The organism is Endozoicomonas sp. ALC020, assembly GCF_049275935.1.
Taxonomy (GTDB): domain Bacteria; phylum Pseudomonadota; class Gammaproteobacteria; order Pseudomonadales; family Endozoicomonadaceae; genus Endozoicomonas_A.
This window is the reverse complement of the sequence record NZ_CP184830.1, coordinates 394453-415109: the sequence shown is the minus strand read 5'-3', so window position 1 is coordinate 415109 and position 20657 is coordinate 394453. Positions and strand designations below refer to the sequence as shown.

Below are 20657 nucleotides of genomic sequence, written 5' to 3'. Positions count from 1 at the left end.
GCTCATTTCCTGTATTCCAACAAGTTGGCTGAACCTGAACAGCCCGATTTTCTTCGATGGCATCACAAAACTCTGGCTCCCATGCTTTTAGGCCCTGTAAGTCGCGGGCGTGGGTGCCCATATGTTATCTCAAGTGGTAGTATCTGGCTTTCAGGGGAGATATGCATTCCCACGCCGGAGCGTGGGAACGAGTTGACTCCCGTCATTCCCGGCTTCATTCTCGTCATTCCCGGCTTCATTCTCGTCATTCCCGGCTTCATTCTCGTCATTCCCGCGAAGGCGGGAATCCACACTGACTCACCACCAGAACCTTACTGCCCGGTGCCCCAATGGCCTTGTCATCCCCGAGAAGGCAGATATTCACCGTTGGCGCTGGATTCCCGCCTTCGCGGGAATGACGACCTCAGAGCATCCGAACGAGCTGTTGGAGTTTTGCGATACCCTCCGGAGCGTGGGAACGAGTTGTTGGAGTTTTACGTGCCCCCTGAAGTTCTGGAGAACACTTCCAATGCGTTGATCGCCGGGGGCACCGCCGGTGGAGATGATGGCAATAAGCGACCTGACGGAAACAGCGGGAGTCCTGAACCAGAGCGCCAACCTGTCCTTACCCTTATTCCTGATCCTGTCCAAACTTGTCTGCAGCAAAAAAAGCAACTACTTGTAATATTACAAATCAAACGACTATGGGCGATTATGGCAGGCCAGACCACCCTGTCCCGGATTTTGTCAGACCGGATCATGGTGATTGAGGCCGATCTTCTTGATCTGGAAAGGTCAGACCCTGGCACGATGCAACCGGGGCTGGTTCAAACATGGCTGGCAGAGAATGGTCAGGAACTCAGAGTTTACCGTGAGATGGTTTCTTACAAATATTCTGGCCGACAGACGGGTAACAGGAAAAAGAATTCATCCTCCCGAACGACCAAAGCATCAACGACCGAAACAACAGGTCAGACCGGCCAGACAAGCGGATCTGCTGCCCGTAACAGAAGAACCGGTTCGACAAGCGCCAATGGTCGTGGAGGCGATGACCCACAGAAACCCTCAGCCGAGCAGAATACCGGAAATTCGCTTGTCGCTTGTTCGAAGTGTGGCAAGGCATTGAATCCACAGGAGTTAGGACGTATAGCAAATCAGACAGCAGCTTCAGCGTTGTTATGCAACAAGTGCCTGTCGGGCATTCAAGGTAACAAAAGGGTAAGACGAATCCGGGAAGAAGCAGAACCGGATTCACCAGAACCTGCTCCGAAAAAAAAGAAGGGCCCGGGTAGAAAGAGAAAAAATTCAACAGCTGTTGCTGAACCAGCGGCCAAAAAAAAGAAACCGCCAGACACTCAGATCTCCGATGACCCATTGGAAAAAATAAAAGCAAATATCAAGTACGAATTAAGTCAGGAAGAGCTGCAAAAAGTGCAAACCCTGGTGGCGGTATTCAAGGAAAAAAATATCACTGTAAAAAACACTTTTTATAAGCTGCCTGGTCTTGTAGATAGAAAGTCTGTTAATGGTTTCTTCGATAATGCTGCCACCTTTTTTGGGCACCTTTCTGAAAACTTCAAAAATACAGGCATGCTGACCAGCATGCTGGGTGATAAAAAAAAACATATCCGTAGTTTCGCAGAACGTAGCCTGAGTGAACTCAAATATTTAGCGAGTTTAGATGTATTGACTTCGTTCTCTTCCATGAATAATCGCAGAGGCGTGCCAACACATGAACAAGTGAAAGCAATACTGGGCTGGCCAGAATGGAAAGGCAGGGACGGCGAGTTTAATACGAAGTTGTTCCGATCCTTCTCGTCAATGAACAATGGCAAAGGCATGCTCAAACATGAGCAAGTGAAAGAGGTGCTGGGCTGGCCAGAATGGAAAGACAAGGATGGCGAGTTCAATATGGAGCTGTTCCGCGCCTTCTCATCCATGAACAATGGTAAAGGCGTGCTCAAAAAAAAGGAAGTGAAAAAGGTGCTGGGCTGGCCGGAATGGAAAGACTGGGATGGCGAGTTCAGTATGGAGCTGTTTCGCGCCTTCTCGTCCATGAATCATTGCAGAGGCATGCCCAAACATGAGGAAGTGAAAGAGATGCTGTCCTGGCCGGAATGGAAGGACAAGGATGGCGGGTTCAACATTGAGCTGTTCCGCGCCTTCTCATCCATGAACAATAGTAAAGGCGTACTCAAAAAAAAGGAAGTGAAAGAGATGTTGGGTTGGTCTGAATGGAAGGACAAGGATGGCGAGTTCAGTATAGAGTTGTTCCGCCCCTTCTCATCCATGAACAATGGTAAAGGCATCCTCAAACATGAGCAAGTGAAAGAGGTGCTGGGCTGGCCGGAATGGAAAGACAAGGATGGCGAGTTCAATATGGAACTCTTCCGCTCCTTCTCGTCCATGAATCATAGCAAAGGCATGCTCAAACATGAGCAAGTGAAAGAGGTGCTGGGCTGGCCGGAATGGAAAGACAAGGATGGCGAGTTCAGTATAGAGCTGTTGCGCGCCTTCTCATCTATGAATCATGGCAAAGGCATCCCCAAATATGAGCAAGTGAAAGAAGTGCTTGGCTGGCCGGAATGGAAAAACAAGGATGGCGAGTTCAATATGGTGCTGTTCTGCGCCTTCTCGTCCATGAATAGTGGCAAAGGCATGCTCAAACAAAAGGAAGTGAAAGAGATGTTGGGTTGGCCGGAATGGAAAGACAAGGATGGCGAGTTCAGTATGGAGCTGTTCCGTTCCTTCTCATCCATGAACAGTGGCAAAGGCATGCTCAAACATGAACAAGTGAAAGAGGTGCTGAGCTGGCTGGAATGGAAAGACAAGGATGGCGAGTTCAGTATGGAGCTGTTCCGCTCCTGTTCATCCATGAACAATGGCAAAGGCATGCTCAAACATAAGGAAGTAAGAGAGTTACTGGGCTGGCCGGAGTGGAAAGACAAGGATGGTGAGTTCAGTATTGAGCTGTTCCGCGCCTTCTCGTCCATGAATAATGCCAGAGGCATGCTCAAACAAAAGGAAGTAAAAGAGATCTTGGGTTGGCCTGAATGGAAACACAAGAATGTCGAGTTCAACATGGAGCTGTTCCGCGCCTTTTCATCCATGAATAATGGCAGAGGTATGCTCAAACATGAGAAAGTGAAAGAGGTGCTGAACTGGCCGGAATGGAGACACAAGGATGGCGAGTTCAATATGAAGTTGTTCCGCGCTTTTTCGTCCATGAATAATGGCCGGGGCTTGCCCAAATATGAGCCTGTGAAAAAAGTGCTGGACTGGATAGGTTACCGGGGTGCACTGAACCATTGGTTACTGCAAATTATGACCAGGCTCTGGGCATCAGCAGGGCTACCTGCTACTGAGGTGCTGCAACATCAGGAAACAGAACTGAAACAGTTACTTCTTACAGAACTTACTGGAGGGCGAAGTAACCCGGATGATGAAGGAGGTGACGAATATAATAGCGATTCAGAGAATAAAGATGACCAATACAATCGCCAGATAAAAACAGTCGCTCCTTATCTTTCCACCCCTAAGCCAGACTGGTCGCTAAAATGGATGGTTTTAAAACAGTTCTGCAAATTGCATAAAGAGACTAAAACGCTTCCGATGCTGGAATCATTGATAGGATTTTTATCTTCTTCTGGAGGGAAAAGTGTCGAGCGTTACCTTCAGGCTAACCAACTGGATCGGCATTTTTTGTGGCGTCATTCAATGAAAGCCGTGCCTTTGCGCGTGTTAAACAGAGCAATGTTCCTGTGTTCTTCCGATGAAGACAGGGAGCGTTTTGTTTATTTTGCCAAGCGGCTGAAGTCATTGCCGGATAAAAGACTATGGGAGCATTACTCAGCTCTGTTGCAACCATTGTCGGCGGTGCTGAAACTCGACTTTATGCAAAGGCTCTATCTGGAAATTCTGCAACCCTTAACAAAAGAAGATCAGTTGCGTTTTCTGGATGCCAGCCATACCCAGGCTGTGTTCGACCTGTTTCCCTCGTTAAGCGCCCTGCAAAAACTCAGCAGAGAGCATTCTTCCCATTGGTTAAGCAAGCTGCTTGAAGCCTGCCTGCAACTAAAAACCCATGACATTACCAAAGAAGGCATCCAGATATTGTTTGAAGCGCTGCTCAAAACCCATAGTCTTCTACCCTGGGATAACGAGATCCCCGATCACTTTTTGTCCGGGATGCAAACGACCGACAACAACTATGTTGAGATACCTGTCTCCGGACTTATCCAATCTGGAGAACAGTTGGCCCTGAGCTATATCGCTGTGTTGATGCAGAACCTCAACGAGATGTCCTTTACCGTCAAAGGGCAGTGGCTGGAGGTTGAGGTGCCAGGTGACGGAGCTCAAAACTACCGCTTTCCAATGCCACAGCTGGAAATAAAGGATGAAAAAATGGTAATCAGCAACTGGTCAGAGGAACAGTTCAGGACTGTTTTGAAAATCACCGGGATATCTGAACACTATTATTTGACAGCAGATCAATGGCAGAAACTGGATAACGTTCAATCCAGGCAAGCTGAAGCATGTCAGGCAGAGAATGAATTGGAACCACAAAAACAGGCGTTCGGCAGTTTATGGTTAAAGCTCAACCAGACAGAAATTTTTGGCACCGAAATACTGAATTTACTGGAGGAGTATGAGAGTGAAATGGAGCTTATGCATACAGTGACACTCCTTAAAAAAGCCAAAATCGATAGCGCTACCCACATACTGGAAGTGTGGAGGCAACGGGCGTGCAATAAAATAGAACAGTTAAAAAAGCAAGACCCTTTATTATCCAATGTTGATCCTGATGTTTATCAGAGTTGTCAGGAACTGGAGTTGCTTGATGGGTGTGGGAGTATTTTCTAAAAAGACTTGTGTCGTTTGATAAGGTTTCTAAAAACAAACTGTCTGCCAAATCCGTTTATGGAAAGCTCACCAGTGCGGTGCTATAAAATCTAGCGCAAACGTGAATCATCAGGCCTAGGCCAGATGACGTGCGAATTTTTTCCACTAGCGAATGGATTCACAGAAGCTGATTTTATTAGCCTGGATCTATGAGACGCTCACAACAAAACAAAGCTGCCTGCTCGATGGTCCGATCACTGCTTCTGTTGGTGACGATGTTGTTTGGGGATTCGCTGCATGCATTGGAATTAGTCGGCCCAAGCTCGCTACCAGCTCATTTCCTGTATTCCAATAAGTTGGCTGAACCTGAACAGCCCGATTTTCTTCGATGGCATCACAAAACTCTGGCTCCCATGCTTTTAGGCCCTGTAAGTCGCGGGCGTGGGTGCCCATATGTTATCTCAAGTGGTAGTATCTGGCTTTCAGGGGAGATATGCATTCCCACGCCGGAGCGTGGGAACGAGTTGACTTCCATCATTCCCGGCTTCATTCTCGTCATTCCCGGCTTCATTCTCGTCATTCCCGGCTTCATTCTCGTCATTCCCGGCTTCATTCTCGTCATTCCCGGCTTCATTCTCGTCATTCCCGCGAAGGCGGGAATCCACACTGACTCACCACCAGAACCTTACTGCCCGGTGCCCCAATGGCCTTGTCATCCCCGAGAAGGCAGATATTCACCGTTGGCGCTGGATTCCCGCCTTCGCGGGAATGACGACCTCAGAGCATCCGAACGAGCTGTTGGAGTTTTGCGACACCCTCCGGAGCGTGGGAACGAGTTGTTGGAGTTTTACGTGCCCCCTGAAGTTCTGGAGAACACTTCCAATGCGTTGATCGCCGGGGGAGATGATGGCAATAAGCCACCTGACGGAAACAGCGGGAGTCCTGACCCAGCGCCCCAACCTGACCTTACCCTTATTCCTGATCCTGTCCAAACTTGTCGGCAGCAAAAAAAGCAACTACTTGTAATATTACAAATCAAACGACTATGGGCGATTATGGCAAGCCAGACCACCCTGTCCCGGATTTTGTCAGACCGGATCATGGTGATTGAAGCCGATCTTCTTGATCTGGAAAGGTCAGACCCTGGCACGATGCAACCGGGGCTGGTTCAAACATGGCTGGCAGAGAATGGTCAGGAACTCAGAGTTTACCGTGAGATGGTTTCTTACAAATATTCTGGCCGACAGACGGGTAACAGGAAAAAGAATTCATCCTCCCGAACGACCAAAGCATCAACGACCGAAACAACAGGTCAGACCGGCCAGACAAGCGGATCTGCTGCCCGTAACAGAAGAACCGGTTCGACAAGCGCCAATGGTCGTGGAGGCGATGACCCACAGAAACCCTCAGCCGAGCAGAATACCGGAAATTCGCTTGTCGCTTGTTCGAAGTGTGGCAAGGCATTGAATCCACAGGAGTTAGGACGTATAGCAAATCAGACAGCAGCTTCAGCGTTGTTATGCAACAAGTGCCTGTCGGGCATTCAAGGTAACAAAAGGGTAAGACGAATCCGGGAAGAAGCAGAACCGGATTCACCAGAACCTGCTCCGAAAAAAAAGAAGGGCCCGGGTAGAAAGAGAAAAAATTCAACAGCTGTTGCTGAACCAGCGGCCAAAAAAAAGAAACCGCCAGACACTCAGATCTCCGATGACCCATTGGAAAAAATAAAAGCAAATATCAAGTACGAATTAAGTCAGGAAGAGCTGCAAAAAGTGCAAACCCTGGTGGCGGTATTCAAGGAAAAAAATATCACTGTAAAAAACACTTTTTATAAGCTGCCTGGTCTTGTAGATAGAAAGTCTGTTAATGGTTTCTTCGATAATGCTGCCACCTTTTTTGGGCACCTTTCTGAAAACTTCAAAAATACAGGCATGCTGACCGGCATGCTGGGTAATAAAAAAAAACATATCCGTAGTTTCGCAGAACGTAGCCTGAGTGAACTCGAATATTTAGCAAGTTTGGAAGTATTGAATTCCTTCTCGTCCATGAATAATGGCGAAGGCGTGCCCAGACATGAGCAAGTGAAAGCAATACTGGGCTGGCCAGAATGGAAAGACAGGGATGGCGAGTTTAATACGAAGTTGTTCCGAGCCTTCTCGTCAATGAATAGTGGCAAAGGCTTGCTCAAACATGAACAAGTGAAAGAGGTGCTGGGCTGGCCGGAGTGGAAAGACGAGGATGGCGGGTTCAGTATGGAGCTGTTCCGCTCCTTCTCGTCTATGAATAGCAGCAAGGGCATGATTAAACATGAGGAAGTCAAAGAGGTGCTGGGCTGGCCGGAATGGAAGGACAAGTATGGTGAGTTCAGTATGGAGCTGTTCCGCTCCTTGTCATCCATGAATAATGGCAAAGGCATGCTCAAACATGAGCAAGTGAAAGAGGTGCTGGGCTGGCCGGAATGGAAAGACAAGGATGGTGAGTTCAGTATGGAGCTGTTCCGCTCCTTCTCATCCATAAACAATGGCAAAGGCATGCTCAAACATGAGCAAGTGAAAGAGGTGCTGAGCTGGCCAGAGTGGAGAGACAAGGATGGTGAGTTCAGTATGGAGCTGTTCCGCTCCTTCTCGTCTATGAATTGCAGCAAGGGCATGATTAAACATGAGGAAGTCAAAGAGGTGCTGGGCTGGTCGGAATGGAAAGACGAGGATGACGAGTTCAGTATGGAGCTGTTCCGCCCCTTCTCATCCATGAACAATGGTAAAGGCGTGCTCAAAAAAAAGGAAGTGAAAGAGGTGCTGAGCTGGCCAGAATGGAAAGACAGGGATGGCGAGTTTAATAAGAAGTTGTTCCGATCCTTCTCGTCAATGAATAGTGGCAAAGGCATGCTCAAGCATGAAGAAGTGAAAGAGGTGTTGGGCTGGCCGGAATGGAAAGACAAGGATGGCGAGTTCAGTATGGAGCTGTTCCGCGCCCTCTCGTCTATGAAACATGGCAAAGGCGTGCTCAAAAAAAAGGAAGTGAAAGAGGTGCTGGGCTGGCCGGAATGGAAAGACAAGGATGGCGAGTTCAGTATGGAGCTGTTCCGGGCCTTCTCATCTATGAATCATGGCAAAGGCATCCTCAAACGAGAGGAAGTGAAAGAGGTGCTCGCCTGGCCGGAATGGAAAGACAAGGATGGCGAGTTCAGTATGGAGCTGTTCCGCTCCTTCTCATCCATGCATAGTCAGAAAGGCATGCTCAAACATAAGCAAGTGAAAGAGGTGCTGGGTTGGCCGGAATGGAAAGGCGAGGATAGCGAGTTCAGTATGGAGCTGTTCCGCTCTTTATCATCTATGAACAATGGTAAAGGCGTGCTCAAAAAAAAGGAAGTGAAAGAGGTGCTGGGCTGGCCGGAATGGAAAGACAAGGATGGCGAGTTCAGTATGGAGCTGTTCCGAGCCTTCTCATCTATGAATCATGGCAAAGGCATCCTCAAACATGAGCAAGTGAAAGAGGTGCTGGGCTGGCCGGAATGGAAAGACAAGGATGGCGAGTTCAGTATGGAGCTGTTCCGTTCCTTCTCATCTATGAATCATGGCAAAGGCATCCTCAAACATAAGGAAGTGAAAGAGGTGTTGGGCTGGCTGGAATGGAAAGACAAGGATGGCAAGTTCAATATGGAGCTGTTCTGTGCCTTCTCGTCCATGAATAGTGGCAAAGGCATGCTCAAACTTGAGAAAGTGAAAGAGGTGCTCGGCTGGCCTGAATGGAAACACAAGGGGGGCGAGCTCAATATAAAGCTGTTCCGCGTTTTCTCGTCCATGAATCATAGCCAAGGCTTGCCCAAACATGAGCCCGTGAAAAAAGTGCTGGACTGGATAGGTTGCCGGGGGGCACCCAATCACAGGCTACTGCAAATCATGTCCAGGCTCTGGGCATCAGCAGGGCTACCTGCTATCAAGCTGCTGCAACACTGGGAAACACAACTGAAACAGTTACTGCTTACAGAACTTACCGGAGAACACAGCAACCCGGATAATGAAGGAGATGATAAATACAATCACCAGATAAAAACAGTCGCTCTTTATCTTTCCACCCCTAAGCCAGACTGGTCGCTAAAATGGACAGTTTTAAAACAGTTCTGCCAATTGCATAAAGAGACTAAAACGCTTTTGATGCTGGAATCATTGATAGGGCTTTTATCTTCTTCTGGAGGTAAAAGTGTCAAACGTTACCTTCAGGCTAATCAACTGGATCGGCATTTTTTGTGGCGTCATTCAATGAAAGCCGTGCCTTTGCGCGTTTTAAATAAAGCAATGTTCCTGTGTTCTTCCGATGAAGACAGGGAGCGTTTTGTCTATTTTGCCAAGCGGCTGAAGTCATTGCCGGATAAAAGACTATGGGAGCATTACTCAGCCCTGTTGCAACCTTTATCGACGGTGCTGAAACTCGACTCTATGCAAAGGTTCTATCTGGAAATTCTGCAACCCTTAACACAGGCTGATCAGCTGCGTTTTCTGGATGCCAGCCACGCCCGGGCTGTATTCGATCTGTTTCCCTCGTTGAGCGCCCTGCAAAAACTCAGCAGAGAGCATTCTTCCCATTGGTTAAACAAGCTGCTTGAAGCCTGCCTGCAACTAAAAGCCCATGACATCACCAAAGAAGGCATCCAGATACTGTTTGAAGCGCTGCTCAAAACCCATAGTCTTCTATCCTGGGATCACGATATCCCCGATCACTTTTTGTCCGGGATGCAAACGACCGACAATAACCATGTTGAGATACCTGTCTCCGGACTTATCCCATCAGGAGAACAGTTGGCCCTGAGCTATATCTCTGTGTTGATGCAGAACCTCAATAAGATGTCTTTTACCGTCAAAGGGCAGTGGCTTGAGGTTGAGGTGCCAGGTGACGGAGTTCAAAACTACCGCATTCCAATGCCACAGCTGGAAATACAGGATGAAAAAATGGCCATCAGCAACTGGTCAGAAGAGCAGTTCAGGACTTTTTTGAAAATCACCGGGATATCTGAACACTATTATTTGACTGCAGATCAATGGCAGAAACTGGATAACGTTCAATTCAGGCAAGCTGAGGCATGTCAGCCAGAGAATGAATTGGAATCACAAAAACAGACGTTTGGCAGTTTATGGTTAAAGCTCAACCAGACAGAAATTTTTGGCACCGAAATACTGAATTTACTGGAGGAGTTCGAGAGCGAAATGGAGCTTATGCATACAGTGACCCTCCTTAAAAAAGCCAGAATCGATACCGATAACTGCATACTGGAAGAATGGCGGCAACGGGCGTGCAGTAAGATAGAACAGTTAAAAAAGCAAGACCCTTTATTATCCGATGTTGATCCTGATGTTTATCAGAGTTGTCAGGAACTGGAGTTGCTTGATGGGTGTGGGAGTATTTTTTAAAAAGACTTTTGTCGTCTGATAAAGCTTCTAAAAACAAACTGTCTGCCAAATCCGTTTATGGAATCTCACCAGTGCGGTGCTATAAAATCTAGCGCAAACGTGAATCATCAGGCCTAGGCCGGATGACGTGCGAATTTTTTCCACTAGCGAATGGATTCACAGAAGCTGATTTTATTTGCCTGGATCTATGAGACGCTCACAACAAAACAAAGCTGCCTGCTCGATGGTCCGATCACTGCTTGTGCTAGTGGCAATGTTGTTTGGAGATTCGCTGCAGGCATTGGAATTAGTCGGCCCAAGCCCGCTACCAGCTCATTTCCTGTATTCCAATAAGTTGGCTGAACCTGAACAGCCCGATCCTCTTCGAGGGTGTCACGAGTTGACTTCCATCATTCCCGGCTTCATTCTCGTCATTCCCGCGAAGGCGGGAATCCACACTGACTCACCACCAGAACCTTACTGCCCGGTGCCCCAATGGCCTTGTCATCCCCGAGAAGGCAGATATTCACCGTTGGCGCTGGATTCCCGCCTTCGCGGGAATGACGACCTCAGAGCATCCGAACGAGCTGTTGGAGTTTTGCGACACCCTCCGGAGCGTGGGAACGAGTTGTTGGAGTTTTACGTGCCCCCTGAAGTTCTGGAGAACACTTCCAATGCGTTGATCGCCGGGGGCAACGCCGGTGGAGATGATGGCAATAAGCCACCTGACGGAAACAGCGGGAGTCCTGAACCAGCGCCCCAACCTGACCTTACCCTTATTCCTGATCCTGTCCAAACTTGTCTGCAGCAAAAAAAGCAACTACTTGTAATATTACAAATCAAACGACTATGGGCGATTATGGCAGGCCAGACCACGCTGGCGCGGATTTTGTCAGACCGGATCATGGTGATTGAAGCCGATCTTCTTGATCTGGAAAGGTCAGACCCTGGCACGATTCAACCGGGGCTGGTTCAAACATGGATGGCAGAGAATGGTCAGGAACTCAGAGTTTACCGTGAGATGGTTTCTGGCAAATATTCTGGCCGACAGGCGAGTAACGGGAAAAAGAATTCATCCTCCCGAACGACCAAAGCATCAACGACCGCAACAACAGGTCAGACTGGCCAGACAAGGGGACCTGCTGCCCGTAAAAGGGGAACCGGTTCGGCAGGCGTCAATGGTCGTGGAGGCGATGACCCACTGAAACCCTCTGCTAAGCAGGATACCGGACATTCGGATGTCGCTTGTTCGAAGTGTGAAAAGGTATTGAATCCACAGGAATTAGAACGTGTAGCAAATCAGACAGCAGCTTCAGCGTTGTTGTGCAACAAGTGCCTGTCGGGCATTCAAGGTAACAAAAGGGTAAGACGAATCCGGGAAGAAGCAGAACCGGATTCATCAGAACCCGCTCCGAAAAAAAAGAAGGGCCCGGGTAGAAAGAGAAATAATTCAACAGCTGTTGCTGAACCAGCGGCCAAAAAAAAGAAACCGCCAGACACTCAGATCCCCGATGACCCATTGGAAAAAATAAAAGCAAATATCAAGTACGAATTAAGTCAGGAAGAGCTGGAAAAAGTGCAAACCCTGGTGGCGGTATTCAAGAAAAAAAACATCACTGTAAAAAACACTTTTTATAAGCTGTCTGGTCTTGTAGATAGAGATTCTTTTAATGGTTTCTTCGATAATGCCATCGCTTTTTTTGGGCATCTTTCTGAAAACGTCAAAAATACAGGCATGCTGACCGGCATGCTGGGTAATAATAAAAAACATATCCTTAGTTTCGCAGAACGTAGCCTGAGTGAACTCGAATATTTAGCAAGTCTGGATGTATTGAATTCCTTCTCGTCCATGAATAATGGCAATGGCGTGCCCACACATGAACAAGTGAAAGCAATACTGGGCTGGCCAGAATGGAAAGACAGTGATGGCGAGTTTAATACGAAGTTGTTCCGATCCTTCTCGTCAATGAATAATGGCAAAGGCATGCTCAAACATGAACAAGTGAAAGAGGTGCTGGGCTGGCCGGAATGGAAAGACAAGGATGGCGAGTTCAGTATGGAGCTGTTCCGCTCCTTCTCGTCTATGAATAGCAGCAAGGGCATGATTAAACATGAGGAAGTCAAAGAGGTGCTGGGCTGGCCGGAATGGAAGGACAAGTATGGCGAGTTCAGTATGGAGCTGTTCCGCTCCTTCTCATCCATGAATAATGGCAAAGGCATGCTCAAACATGAGCAAGTGAAAGAGGTGCTGGGCTGGCCGGAATGGAAAGACAAGGATGGCGAGTTCAGTATGGAGCTGTTCCGCTCCTTCTCATCCATGAACAATGGCAAAGGCATGCTCAAACATGAGCAAGTGAAAGAGGTGCTGAGCTGGCCAGAATGGAAAGACAAGGATGGTGAGTTCAGTATGGAGCTGTTCCGCTCCTTCTCGTCTATGAATCATAGCAAAGGCATGCTCAAACATGGGCAAGTGAAAGAGGTGCTGGGCTGGCCGGAATGGAAAGACAAGGATGGCGAGTTCAATATGGAGCTGTTCCGCTCCTTCTCATCCATGAATAATGGCAAAGGCATGCTCAAACATGAGCAAGTGAAAGAGGTGCTGGGCTGGCCGGAATGGAAAGACAAGGATGGCAAGTTCAGTATGGAGCTGTTCCGTTCCTTTACGTCTATGAATCATGGCAAAGGCATCCTCAAACATGAGCAAGTGAAAGAGGTGCTGGGTTGGCCGGAATGGAAAGACAAGGATGGCGAGTTCAGTATGGAGCTGTTCCGCTCCTTCTCATCTATGAATAATGGCAAAGGCATGCTCAAACATGAGCAAGTGAAAGAGGTGTTGAGCTGGCCGGAATGGAAAGACAAGGATGGCGAGTTCACTATGGAGCTGTTCCGCTCCTTCTCGTCTATGAATCATGGCAAAGGCATCCTCAAACATGAGGAAGTGAAAGAGGTGCTGGGCTGGCCGGAATGGAAAGACAAGGATGGCGAGTTCAGTATGGAGCTGTTCCGCTCCTTCTCATCTATGAATCATGGCAAAGGCATCCTCAAACATAAGGAAGTGAAAGAGGTGCTGGGCTGGCCGGAATGGAAAGACAAGGATGGCAAGTTCAATATGGAGCTGTTCCGCGCCTTCTCGTCCATGAATAGTGGCAAAGGCATGCTCAAACTTGAGAAAGTGAAAGAGGTGCTCGGCTGGCCTGAATGGAAACACAAGGGGGGCGAGCTCAATATAAAGCTGTTCCGCGTTTTCTCGTCTATGAATCACGGCCAAGGCTTGCCCAAACATGAGCCTGTGAAAAAAGTGCTGGACTGGACAAGTTGCCGGGGGGCGCCCAATCACAGGCTACTGCAAATCATGCCCAGGCTCTGGGTATCAGAAGGGCTACCTGCTACCAAGATGCTGCAACATCGGGAAACACAACTGAAACAGTTACTGCTTACAGAACTTACCGGAGAACACAGCAACCCGGATAATGAAGGAGATGATAAATACAATCGCCAGATAAAAACAGTCGCTCTTTATCTTTCCACCCCTAAGCCAGACTGGTCGCTAAAATGGATGGTTTTAAAACAGTTCTGCCAATTGCATAAAGAGGCTAAAACGCTTCTGATGCTGGAATCATTGATAGGGCTTTTATCTTCTTCTGGAGGAAAAAGTGTCAAACGCTACCTTCAGGCTAATCAACAGGATCGGCATTTTTTGTGGCGTCATTCAATGAAAGCCGTGCCTTTGCGTGTGTTAAATAGAGCAATATTTCTGTGTTCTTGCGATGAAGACAGGGAGCGCTTTGTCTTTTTTGTCAAGCGGCTGAAGTCATTGCCGGATAAAAGACTATGGGAGCAGTACTCTGCCCTATTGCAACCATTGTCAGGAGTGCTGAAACTCGAATATATGCAAAGGCTCTATCTGGAAATCCTACAACCCTTAACAAAAGATGATCAGCTGCGTTTTCTGGATGCCAGCCATGCCCGGGCTGTATTCGATTTGTTTCCCTCGTTGAGCGCCCTGCAAAAACTCAGCAAAGAGCATTCTTCCCATTGGTTAAAGAAGCTGCTTGAAGCCTGCCTGCAACTAAGAACCCAAGACATCACCAAAGAAGGCATCCAGATACTGTTCGAAGCGCTGCTCAAAACCCATAGTCTTTTACCCTGGGATCACGATATCCCCGATCACTTTCTGTCCGGGATGCAAACGACCGACAATAACCATGTTGAGATACCTGTCTCCGGACTTATCCAATCAGGAGAACAGTTGGCCCTGAGCTATATCGCTGTGTTGATGCAGAACCTCAATAAGATGTCTTTCACCGTCAAAGGTCAGTGGCTTGAGGTTGAAGTGTCGGGTGATGATGTTCAGACCTATCGCTACCCAATGCCACAGCTGAAAATACAGAGTGAAAAAATGGCCATCAGCAACTGGTCAGAGGAACAATTCAGGACTTTTTTGAAAATCACCGGGATATCTGAACACTATTATTTGACTGCAGATCAATGGCAGAAACTGGATAACGTTCAATCCAGGCAAGCTGAAGCATGTCAGGCAGAGAATGAATTGGAACCACAAAAACAGGCGTTCGGCAGTTTATGGTTAAAGCTCAACCAGACAGAAATTTTTGGCAGCGAAATACTGAATTTACTGGAGGAGTATGAGAGCGAAATGGAGCTTATGCATACAGTGACCCTCCTAAAAAAAGCCAAAATCGATACCGCTATCCACATACTGGAAGTATGGAGGCAACGGACGTGCAACAAAATAGAACAGTTAAAAAAGCAAGACCCTTTATTATCCGATGTTGATCCTGATGTTTATCAGAGTTGTCAGGAACTGGAGTTGCTTGATGAATGCGGGAGTTTTTTTTAAAAAGACTTTCGTCGTTTGATAAGGCTTCTAAAAACAAACTGTCTGCCAACTCCGTTCATGGCAAGCTTGCCAGTGCGGTGCTATAAAATCTAGCGCAAACGTGAATCATCAGGCCTAAGCCGGATGACGTACGAATTTTTTCCACTAGCGAATGGATTCACAGAAGCTGATTTTATTAGCCTGGATCTATGAGACGCTCACAACAAAACAAAGCTGCCTGCTCGATGGTCCGATCACTGCTTGTGCTAGTGACGATGTTGTTTGGGGATTCGCTGCATGCATTGGAATTAGTCGGCTCAAGCCCGCTACCAGCTCATTTCCTGTATTCCAATAAGTTGGCTGAACCTGAACAGCCCGATTTTCTTCGAGGGTGTCACAAAACTCTGGCTCCCATGCTTTTAGGCCCTGTAAGTCGCGGGCGTGGGTGCCCATATGTTATCTCAAGTGGTAGTATCTGGCTTTCAGGGGAGATATGCATTCCCACGCCGGAGCGTGGGAACGAGTTGACTTCCATCATTCCCGGCTTCATTCTCGTCATTCCCGCGAAGGCGGGAATCCACACTGACTCACCACCAGAACCTTACTGCCCGGTGCCCCAATGGCCTTGTCATCCCCGAGAAGGCAGATATTCACCGTTGGCGCTGGATTCCCGCCTTCGCGGGAATGACGACCTCAGAGCATCCGAACGAGCTGTTGGAGTTTTGCGACACCCTCCGGAGCGTGGGAACGAGTTGTTGGAGTTTTACGTGCCCCCTGAAGTTCTGGAGAACACTTCCAATGCGTTGATCGCCGGGGGCACCGCCGGAGGAGATGATGACGATAAGCCACCTGACGGAAACAGTGGGAGTCCTGAACCAGAGCGTCAACCTGTCCTTACCCTTATTCCTGATCCTGTCCAAACTTGTCTGCAGCAAAAAAAGCAACTGCTTATAATATTACAAATCAAACGACTATGGGCGATTATGACAGGCCAGACCACGCAGGCCCGGATTTTGTCAGACCGGATCATGGTGATTGAAGCCGATCTTCTTGATCTGGAAAGGTCAGACCCTGGCATGATTGAACCGGGGCTGATTCAGACATGGGTGGCAGAGAATGATCAGGAACTCAGAGTTTACCGTGAGATGGTTTCTGGCAAATATTCTGGCCGACAGACGGGTAACGGGAAAAAGAATTCAACCTCCCGAACGACCAAAGCATCAACGACCGCGACAACAGGTCAGACCGGCCAGACAAGCGGATCTGCTGCCCGTGACAGGGGAACCGGTTCGACAAGCGCCAATGGTCGTGGAGGCGATGACCCACAGAAACCCTCAGCTGAGCAGAATACCGGAAATTCGGTTGTCGCTTGTTCGAAGTGTGACAAGGCACTGAATCCACAGGAATTAGGACGTGTAGCAAATCAGACAGCAGCTTCAGCGTTGTTGTGCGACAAGTGCCTGTCGGGCATTCAAGGTAACAAAAGGGTAAGACGAATCCGGGAAGAAACAGAACCGGATTCACCAGAACCCGCTCCGAAAAAAAAGAAGGAGCCAGGTAGAAAGAGAAATAATTCAAAAGCAGCTGCTACTGAACCACCGGCCAAAAAAAAGAAACCGCCAGACACTCAAATTCCCGATGATCCGTTAGAAAAAATAAAAGCAAATATCAAGTACGAATTAAGTCAGGAAGAGCTGGAAAAAGTGCAAACCCTGATGGCGGTATTCAAGAAAAAAAACATCACTGTAAAAAACACTTTTTATAAGCTGTCTGGTTTCGTAGATAGAGATTCTTTTAATGGCTTCTTCGATAATGCCGCCGCCTTTTTTGGGCACCTTTCTGAAAACGTCAAAAATACAGGCATGCTGACCAGCATGCTGAATAATAGCAAAAAACATATCCGTAGTTTTGCAGAGCGTAGCCAGGATGAACTCGAATATTTAGCGAGTTTAGATGTAGTGACTTCTTTCTCGTCCATGAATAATGGCAAAGGCGTGCCCACACATGAACAAGTGAAAGCAATACTGGGCTGGCCAGAATGGAAAGACAGGGATGGCGAGTTTAATACGAAGTTGTTCCGATCCTTCTCGTCAATGAATAGTGGCAAAGGCATGCCCAAACATGAACAAGTGAAAGAGGTGCTGGGCTGGCCGGAATGGAAAGACAAGGATGGCGAGTTCAGTATGGAGCTGTTCCGCGCCTTCTCGTCTATGAATCAGCAGCAAAGGCATGCTTAAACATGAGGAAGTGAAAGAGGTGCTGGGCTGGCTGGAATGGAAAGACAAGGATGGCGAGTTCAATATGGAGCTGTTCCGCGCCTTCTCATCCATGAATCATGGCAAAGGCATGCTCAAACATGAGGAAGTGAAAGAGGTGCTGGGCTGGTCGGAATGGAAAGACAAGGATGGCGAGTTCAGTATGGAGCTGTTCCGCTCCTTCTCATCCATGAACAATAGTAAAGGCATGCTCAAACATGAGGAAGTGAAAGAGGTGTTGGGCTGGCCGGAATGGAAAGACAAGGATGGCGAGTTCAATATGGAGCTGTTCCGCTCCTTCTCATCCATGAACAATGGCAAAGGCATGCTCAAACATGAGCAAGTGAAAGAGGTGCTGGGCTGGCCGGAATGGAAAGACAAGGATGGCGAGTTCAATATGGAGCTGTTCCGCTCCTTCTCATCCATGAACAATGGTAAAGGCATGCTCAAACATGAGGAAGTGAAAGAGGTGCTGGGCTGGCCGGAATGGAAGGACAAGGATGGCGAGTTCAGTATGGAGCTGTTCCGCGCCTTCTCATCCATGAACAGTGGCAAAGGCATGCTCAAACATGAGCAAGTGAAAGAGGTGCTGGGCTGGCCGGAATGGAAAGACAAGGATGGCGAGTTCAATATTGAGCTGTTCCGCTCCTTCTCATCCATGAATCATGGCAAAGGCATGCTCAAACATGAGCAAGTGAAAGAGGTGCTGGGCTGGCCGGAATGGAAAGACAAGGATGGCGAGTTCAGTATGGAGCTGTTCCGCGCCTTCTCATCTATGAATCATTGCAAAGGCATCCTCAAACATGAGCAAGTGAAAGAGGTGCTGGGCTGGCCGGAATGGAAAGACAAGGATGGCGAGTTCAGTATGGAGCTGTTCCGCGCCTTCTCATCCATGAACAATGGTAAAGGCATGCTCAAACATGAGCAAGTGAAAGAGGTGCTGGGCTGGCCGGAATGGAAAGACAAGGATGGCGAGTTCAGTATGGAGCTGTTCCGCGCCTTCTCGTCTATGAATAGCAGCAAAGGCATGCTCAAACATGAGGAAGTGAAAGAGGTGCTGGGCTGGCCGGAATGGAAAGACAAGGATGGCGAGTTCAGTATGGAGCTGTTCCGCGCCTTCTCATCTATGAATCATGGCAAAGGCATCCTCAAACATGAGGAAGTGAAAGAGGTGCTGGGCTGGCCGGAATGGAAAGACAAGGATGGCGAGTTCAACATTGAGCTGTTCCGCTCCTTCTCATCCATGAACAGTGGTAAAGGCATGCTCAAACATGAGGAAGTGAAAGAGGTGCTGGGCTGGCTGGAATGGAAAGACAAGGATGGCGAGTTCAGTATGGAGCTGTTCCGCTCCTTCTCATCCATGAACAATGGTAAAGGCATGCTCAAGCATGAGCAAGTGAAAGAGGTGCTGAGCTGGCCGGAATGGAAAGACAAGGATGGCGAGTTCAATATGGAGCTGTTCCGCGCCTTCTCGTCCATGAATAGTGGCAAAGGCATGCTCAAACAAGAGGAAGTGAAAGAGGTGCTGGGCTGGCCGGAATGGAAAGACAAGGATGGCGAGTTCAATATGGAGCTGTTCCGCGCCTTTTCATCCATGAATAATGGCAGAGGTATGCTCAAACATGAGAAAGTGAAAGAGGTGCTCGGCTGGCCTGAATGGAAACACAAGGGTGGCGAGCTCAATATGAAGCTGTTCCGCGTTTTCTCGTCCATGAATCACGGCCAAGGCTTGCCCAAACATGAGCCTGTGAAAAAAGTGCTGGACTGGATAGGTTGCCGTGGGGCGCCCAATCACAGGCTACTGCAAATCATGTCCAGGCTCTGGGTATCAGCAGGGCTACCTGCTATCAAGATGCTGCAACACCGGGAAACACAACTGAAACAGTTACTGCTTACAGAACTTACCGGAGAACACAGCAACCCGGATAATGAAGGAGATGATAAATACAATCGCCAGATAAAAACAGTCGCTCTTTATCTTTCCACCCCTAAGCCAGACTGGTCGCTAAAATGGACGGTTTTAAAACAGTTCTGCCAATTGCATAAAGAGACTAAAACGGCTCTGATGCTGGAATCATTGATAGGGCTTTTATCTTCTTCCGGAGGGAAAAGCGTCAAACGTTACCTTCAGGCTAATCAACTGGATCAGCATTTTTTGTGGCGTCATTCAATGAAAGCCGTGCCTTTGCGCGTGTTAAATAGAGCAATGTTCCTGTGTTCTTCCGATGAAGACAGGGAGCGTTTTGTCTATTTTGTCAAGCGGCTGAAGTCATTGCCGGATAAAAGACTATGGGAGCAGTACTCAGCCCGGTTGCAATCCTTGTCAGGAGTGCTGAAACTCGAATATATGCAAGGGCTCTATCTGGAAATCCTGCAACCCTTAACAAAAGATGATCAGCTGCGTTTTCTGGATGCCAGCCATGCCCGGGCTGTATTTGATCTGTTTCCCTCGTTGAGTGCCCTGCAAAAACTCAGCAAAGAGCATTCTTCCCATTGGTTAAAGAAGCTGCTTGAAGCCTGCCTGCAACTAAAAACCCATGACATCACCAAAGAAGGCATCCAGATACTGTTCGAAGCGCTGCTCAAAACCCATAGTCTTCTACCCTGGGATAACGATATTCCCGATCACTTTCTGTCCGGGATGCGAACAACCGACAATAACCATGTTGAGATACCTGTCTCCGGTCTTATCCAATCAGGAGAACAGTTGGCCCTGAGCTATATTGCTGTGTTGATGCAGAAGCTCAATAAGATGTCTTTCACCGTCAAAGGTCAGTGGCTTGAGGTTGAAGTGCCAGGTGACGGAGTTGAAAACTACTGCTTTCCAATGCCACAGCTGGAAATACAGGATGAAAAAATGGCCATCAGCAACTGGTCAGAGGAACAGTTCAAGACTGTTTTGAAAATCACCGGGATATCTGAACACTATTATTTGACTGCAGATCAATGGCAGAAACTGGATAACGTTCAATCCAGGCAAGCTGAAGCATGTCAGCCAGAGAATGAATTGGAACCACAAAAACAGGCGTTTGGCAGTTTATGGTTAAAGCTCAACCAGACAGAAATTTTTGGCACCGAAATACTGAATTTACTGGAGGAGTATGAGAGCGAAATGGAGCTTATGCATACAGTGACCCTCCTTAAAAAAGCCAAAATCGATACCGCTACCCACATACTGGAAGCATGGCGGCAACGGGCGTGCAACAAAATAGAACAGTTAAAAAAGCAAGACCCTTTATTATCCGATGTTGATCCTGATGTTTATCAGGGTTGTCTGGAACTGGAGTTGCTTGATGGGTGTGGGAGTATTTTTTAAAAAGACTTGTGTCGTCTGATAAAGCTTCTGAAAACAAACTGTCT

At 47.9% G+C, this 20657-nt stretch carries 5 protein-coding genes; all 5 read left to right on the top strand.

Annotated features, from left to right (window positions below; genetic code table 11):
• Positions 1 to 192: 192 nt before the first annotated feature.
• The 5 genes from ACOJUO_RS01555 (at position 193) to ACOJUO_RS01535 (ending at position 20613) form a co-directional block, all read left to right on the top strand.
• Complete coding sequence (locus ACOJUO_RS01555; RefSeq protein WP_422138728.1) at positions 193 to 4842, top strand: hypothetical protein; 4650 nt, start codon at positions 193 to 195, stop codon at positions 4840 to 4842.
• A gap of 503 nt (positions 4843 to 5345) precedes the next feature.
• Positions 5346 to 10226, top strand: coding sequence for a hypothetical protein (locus tag ACOJUO_RS01550; protein WP_422138727.1), 4881 nt, complete (start codon positions 5346 to 5348; stop codon positions 10224 to 10226).
• A gap of 379 nt (positions 10227 to 10605) precedes the next feature.
• A complete protein-coding gene (locus ACOJUO_RS01545; protein WP_422138726.1) occupies positions 10606 to 15063 on the top strand; it encodes a hypothetical protein in 4458 nt (1485 codons plus the stop codon).
• A gap of 503 nt (positions 15064 to 15566) precedes the next feature.
• On the top strand, positions 15567 to 17279 hold the full coding sequence (locus tag ACOJUO_RS01540; RefSeq protein ID WP_422138725.1) for a hypothetical protein: 1713 nt from the start codon (positions 15567 to 15569) through the stop codon (positions 17277 to 17279).
• Complete coding sequence (locus tag ACOJUO_RS01535) at positions 17272 to 20613, top strand: hypothetical protein (protein ID WP_422138724.1); 3342 nt, start codon at positions 17272 to 17274, stop codon at positions 20611 to 20613. The genes ACOJUO_RS01540 and ACOJUO_RS01535 overlap by 8 nt, the downstream gene beginning before the upstream one ends.
• Positions 20614 to 20657 lie beyond the last annotated feature (44 nt).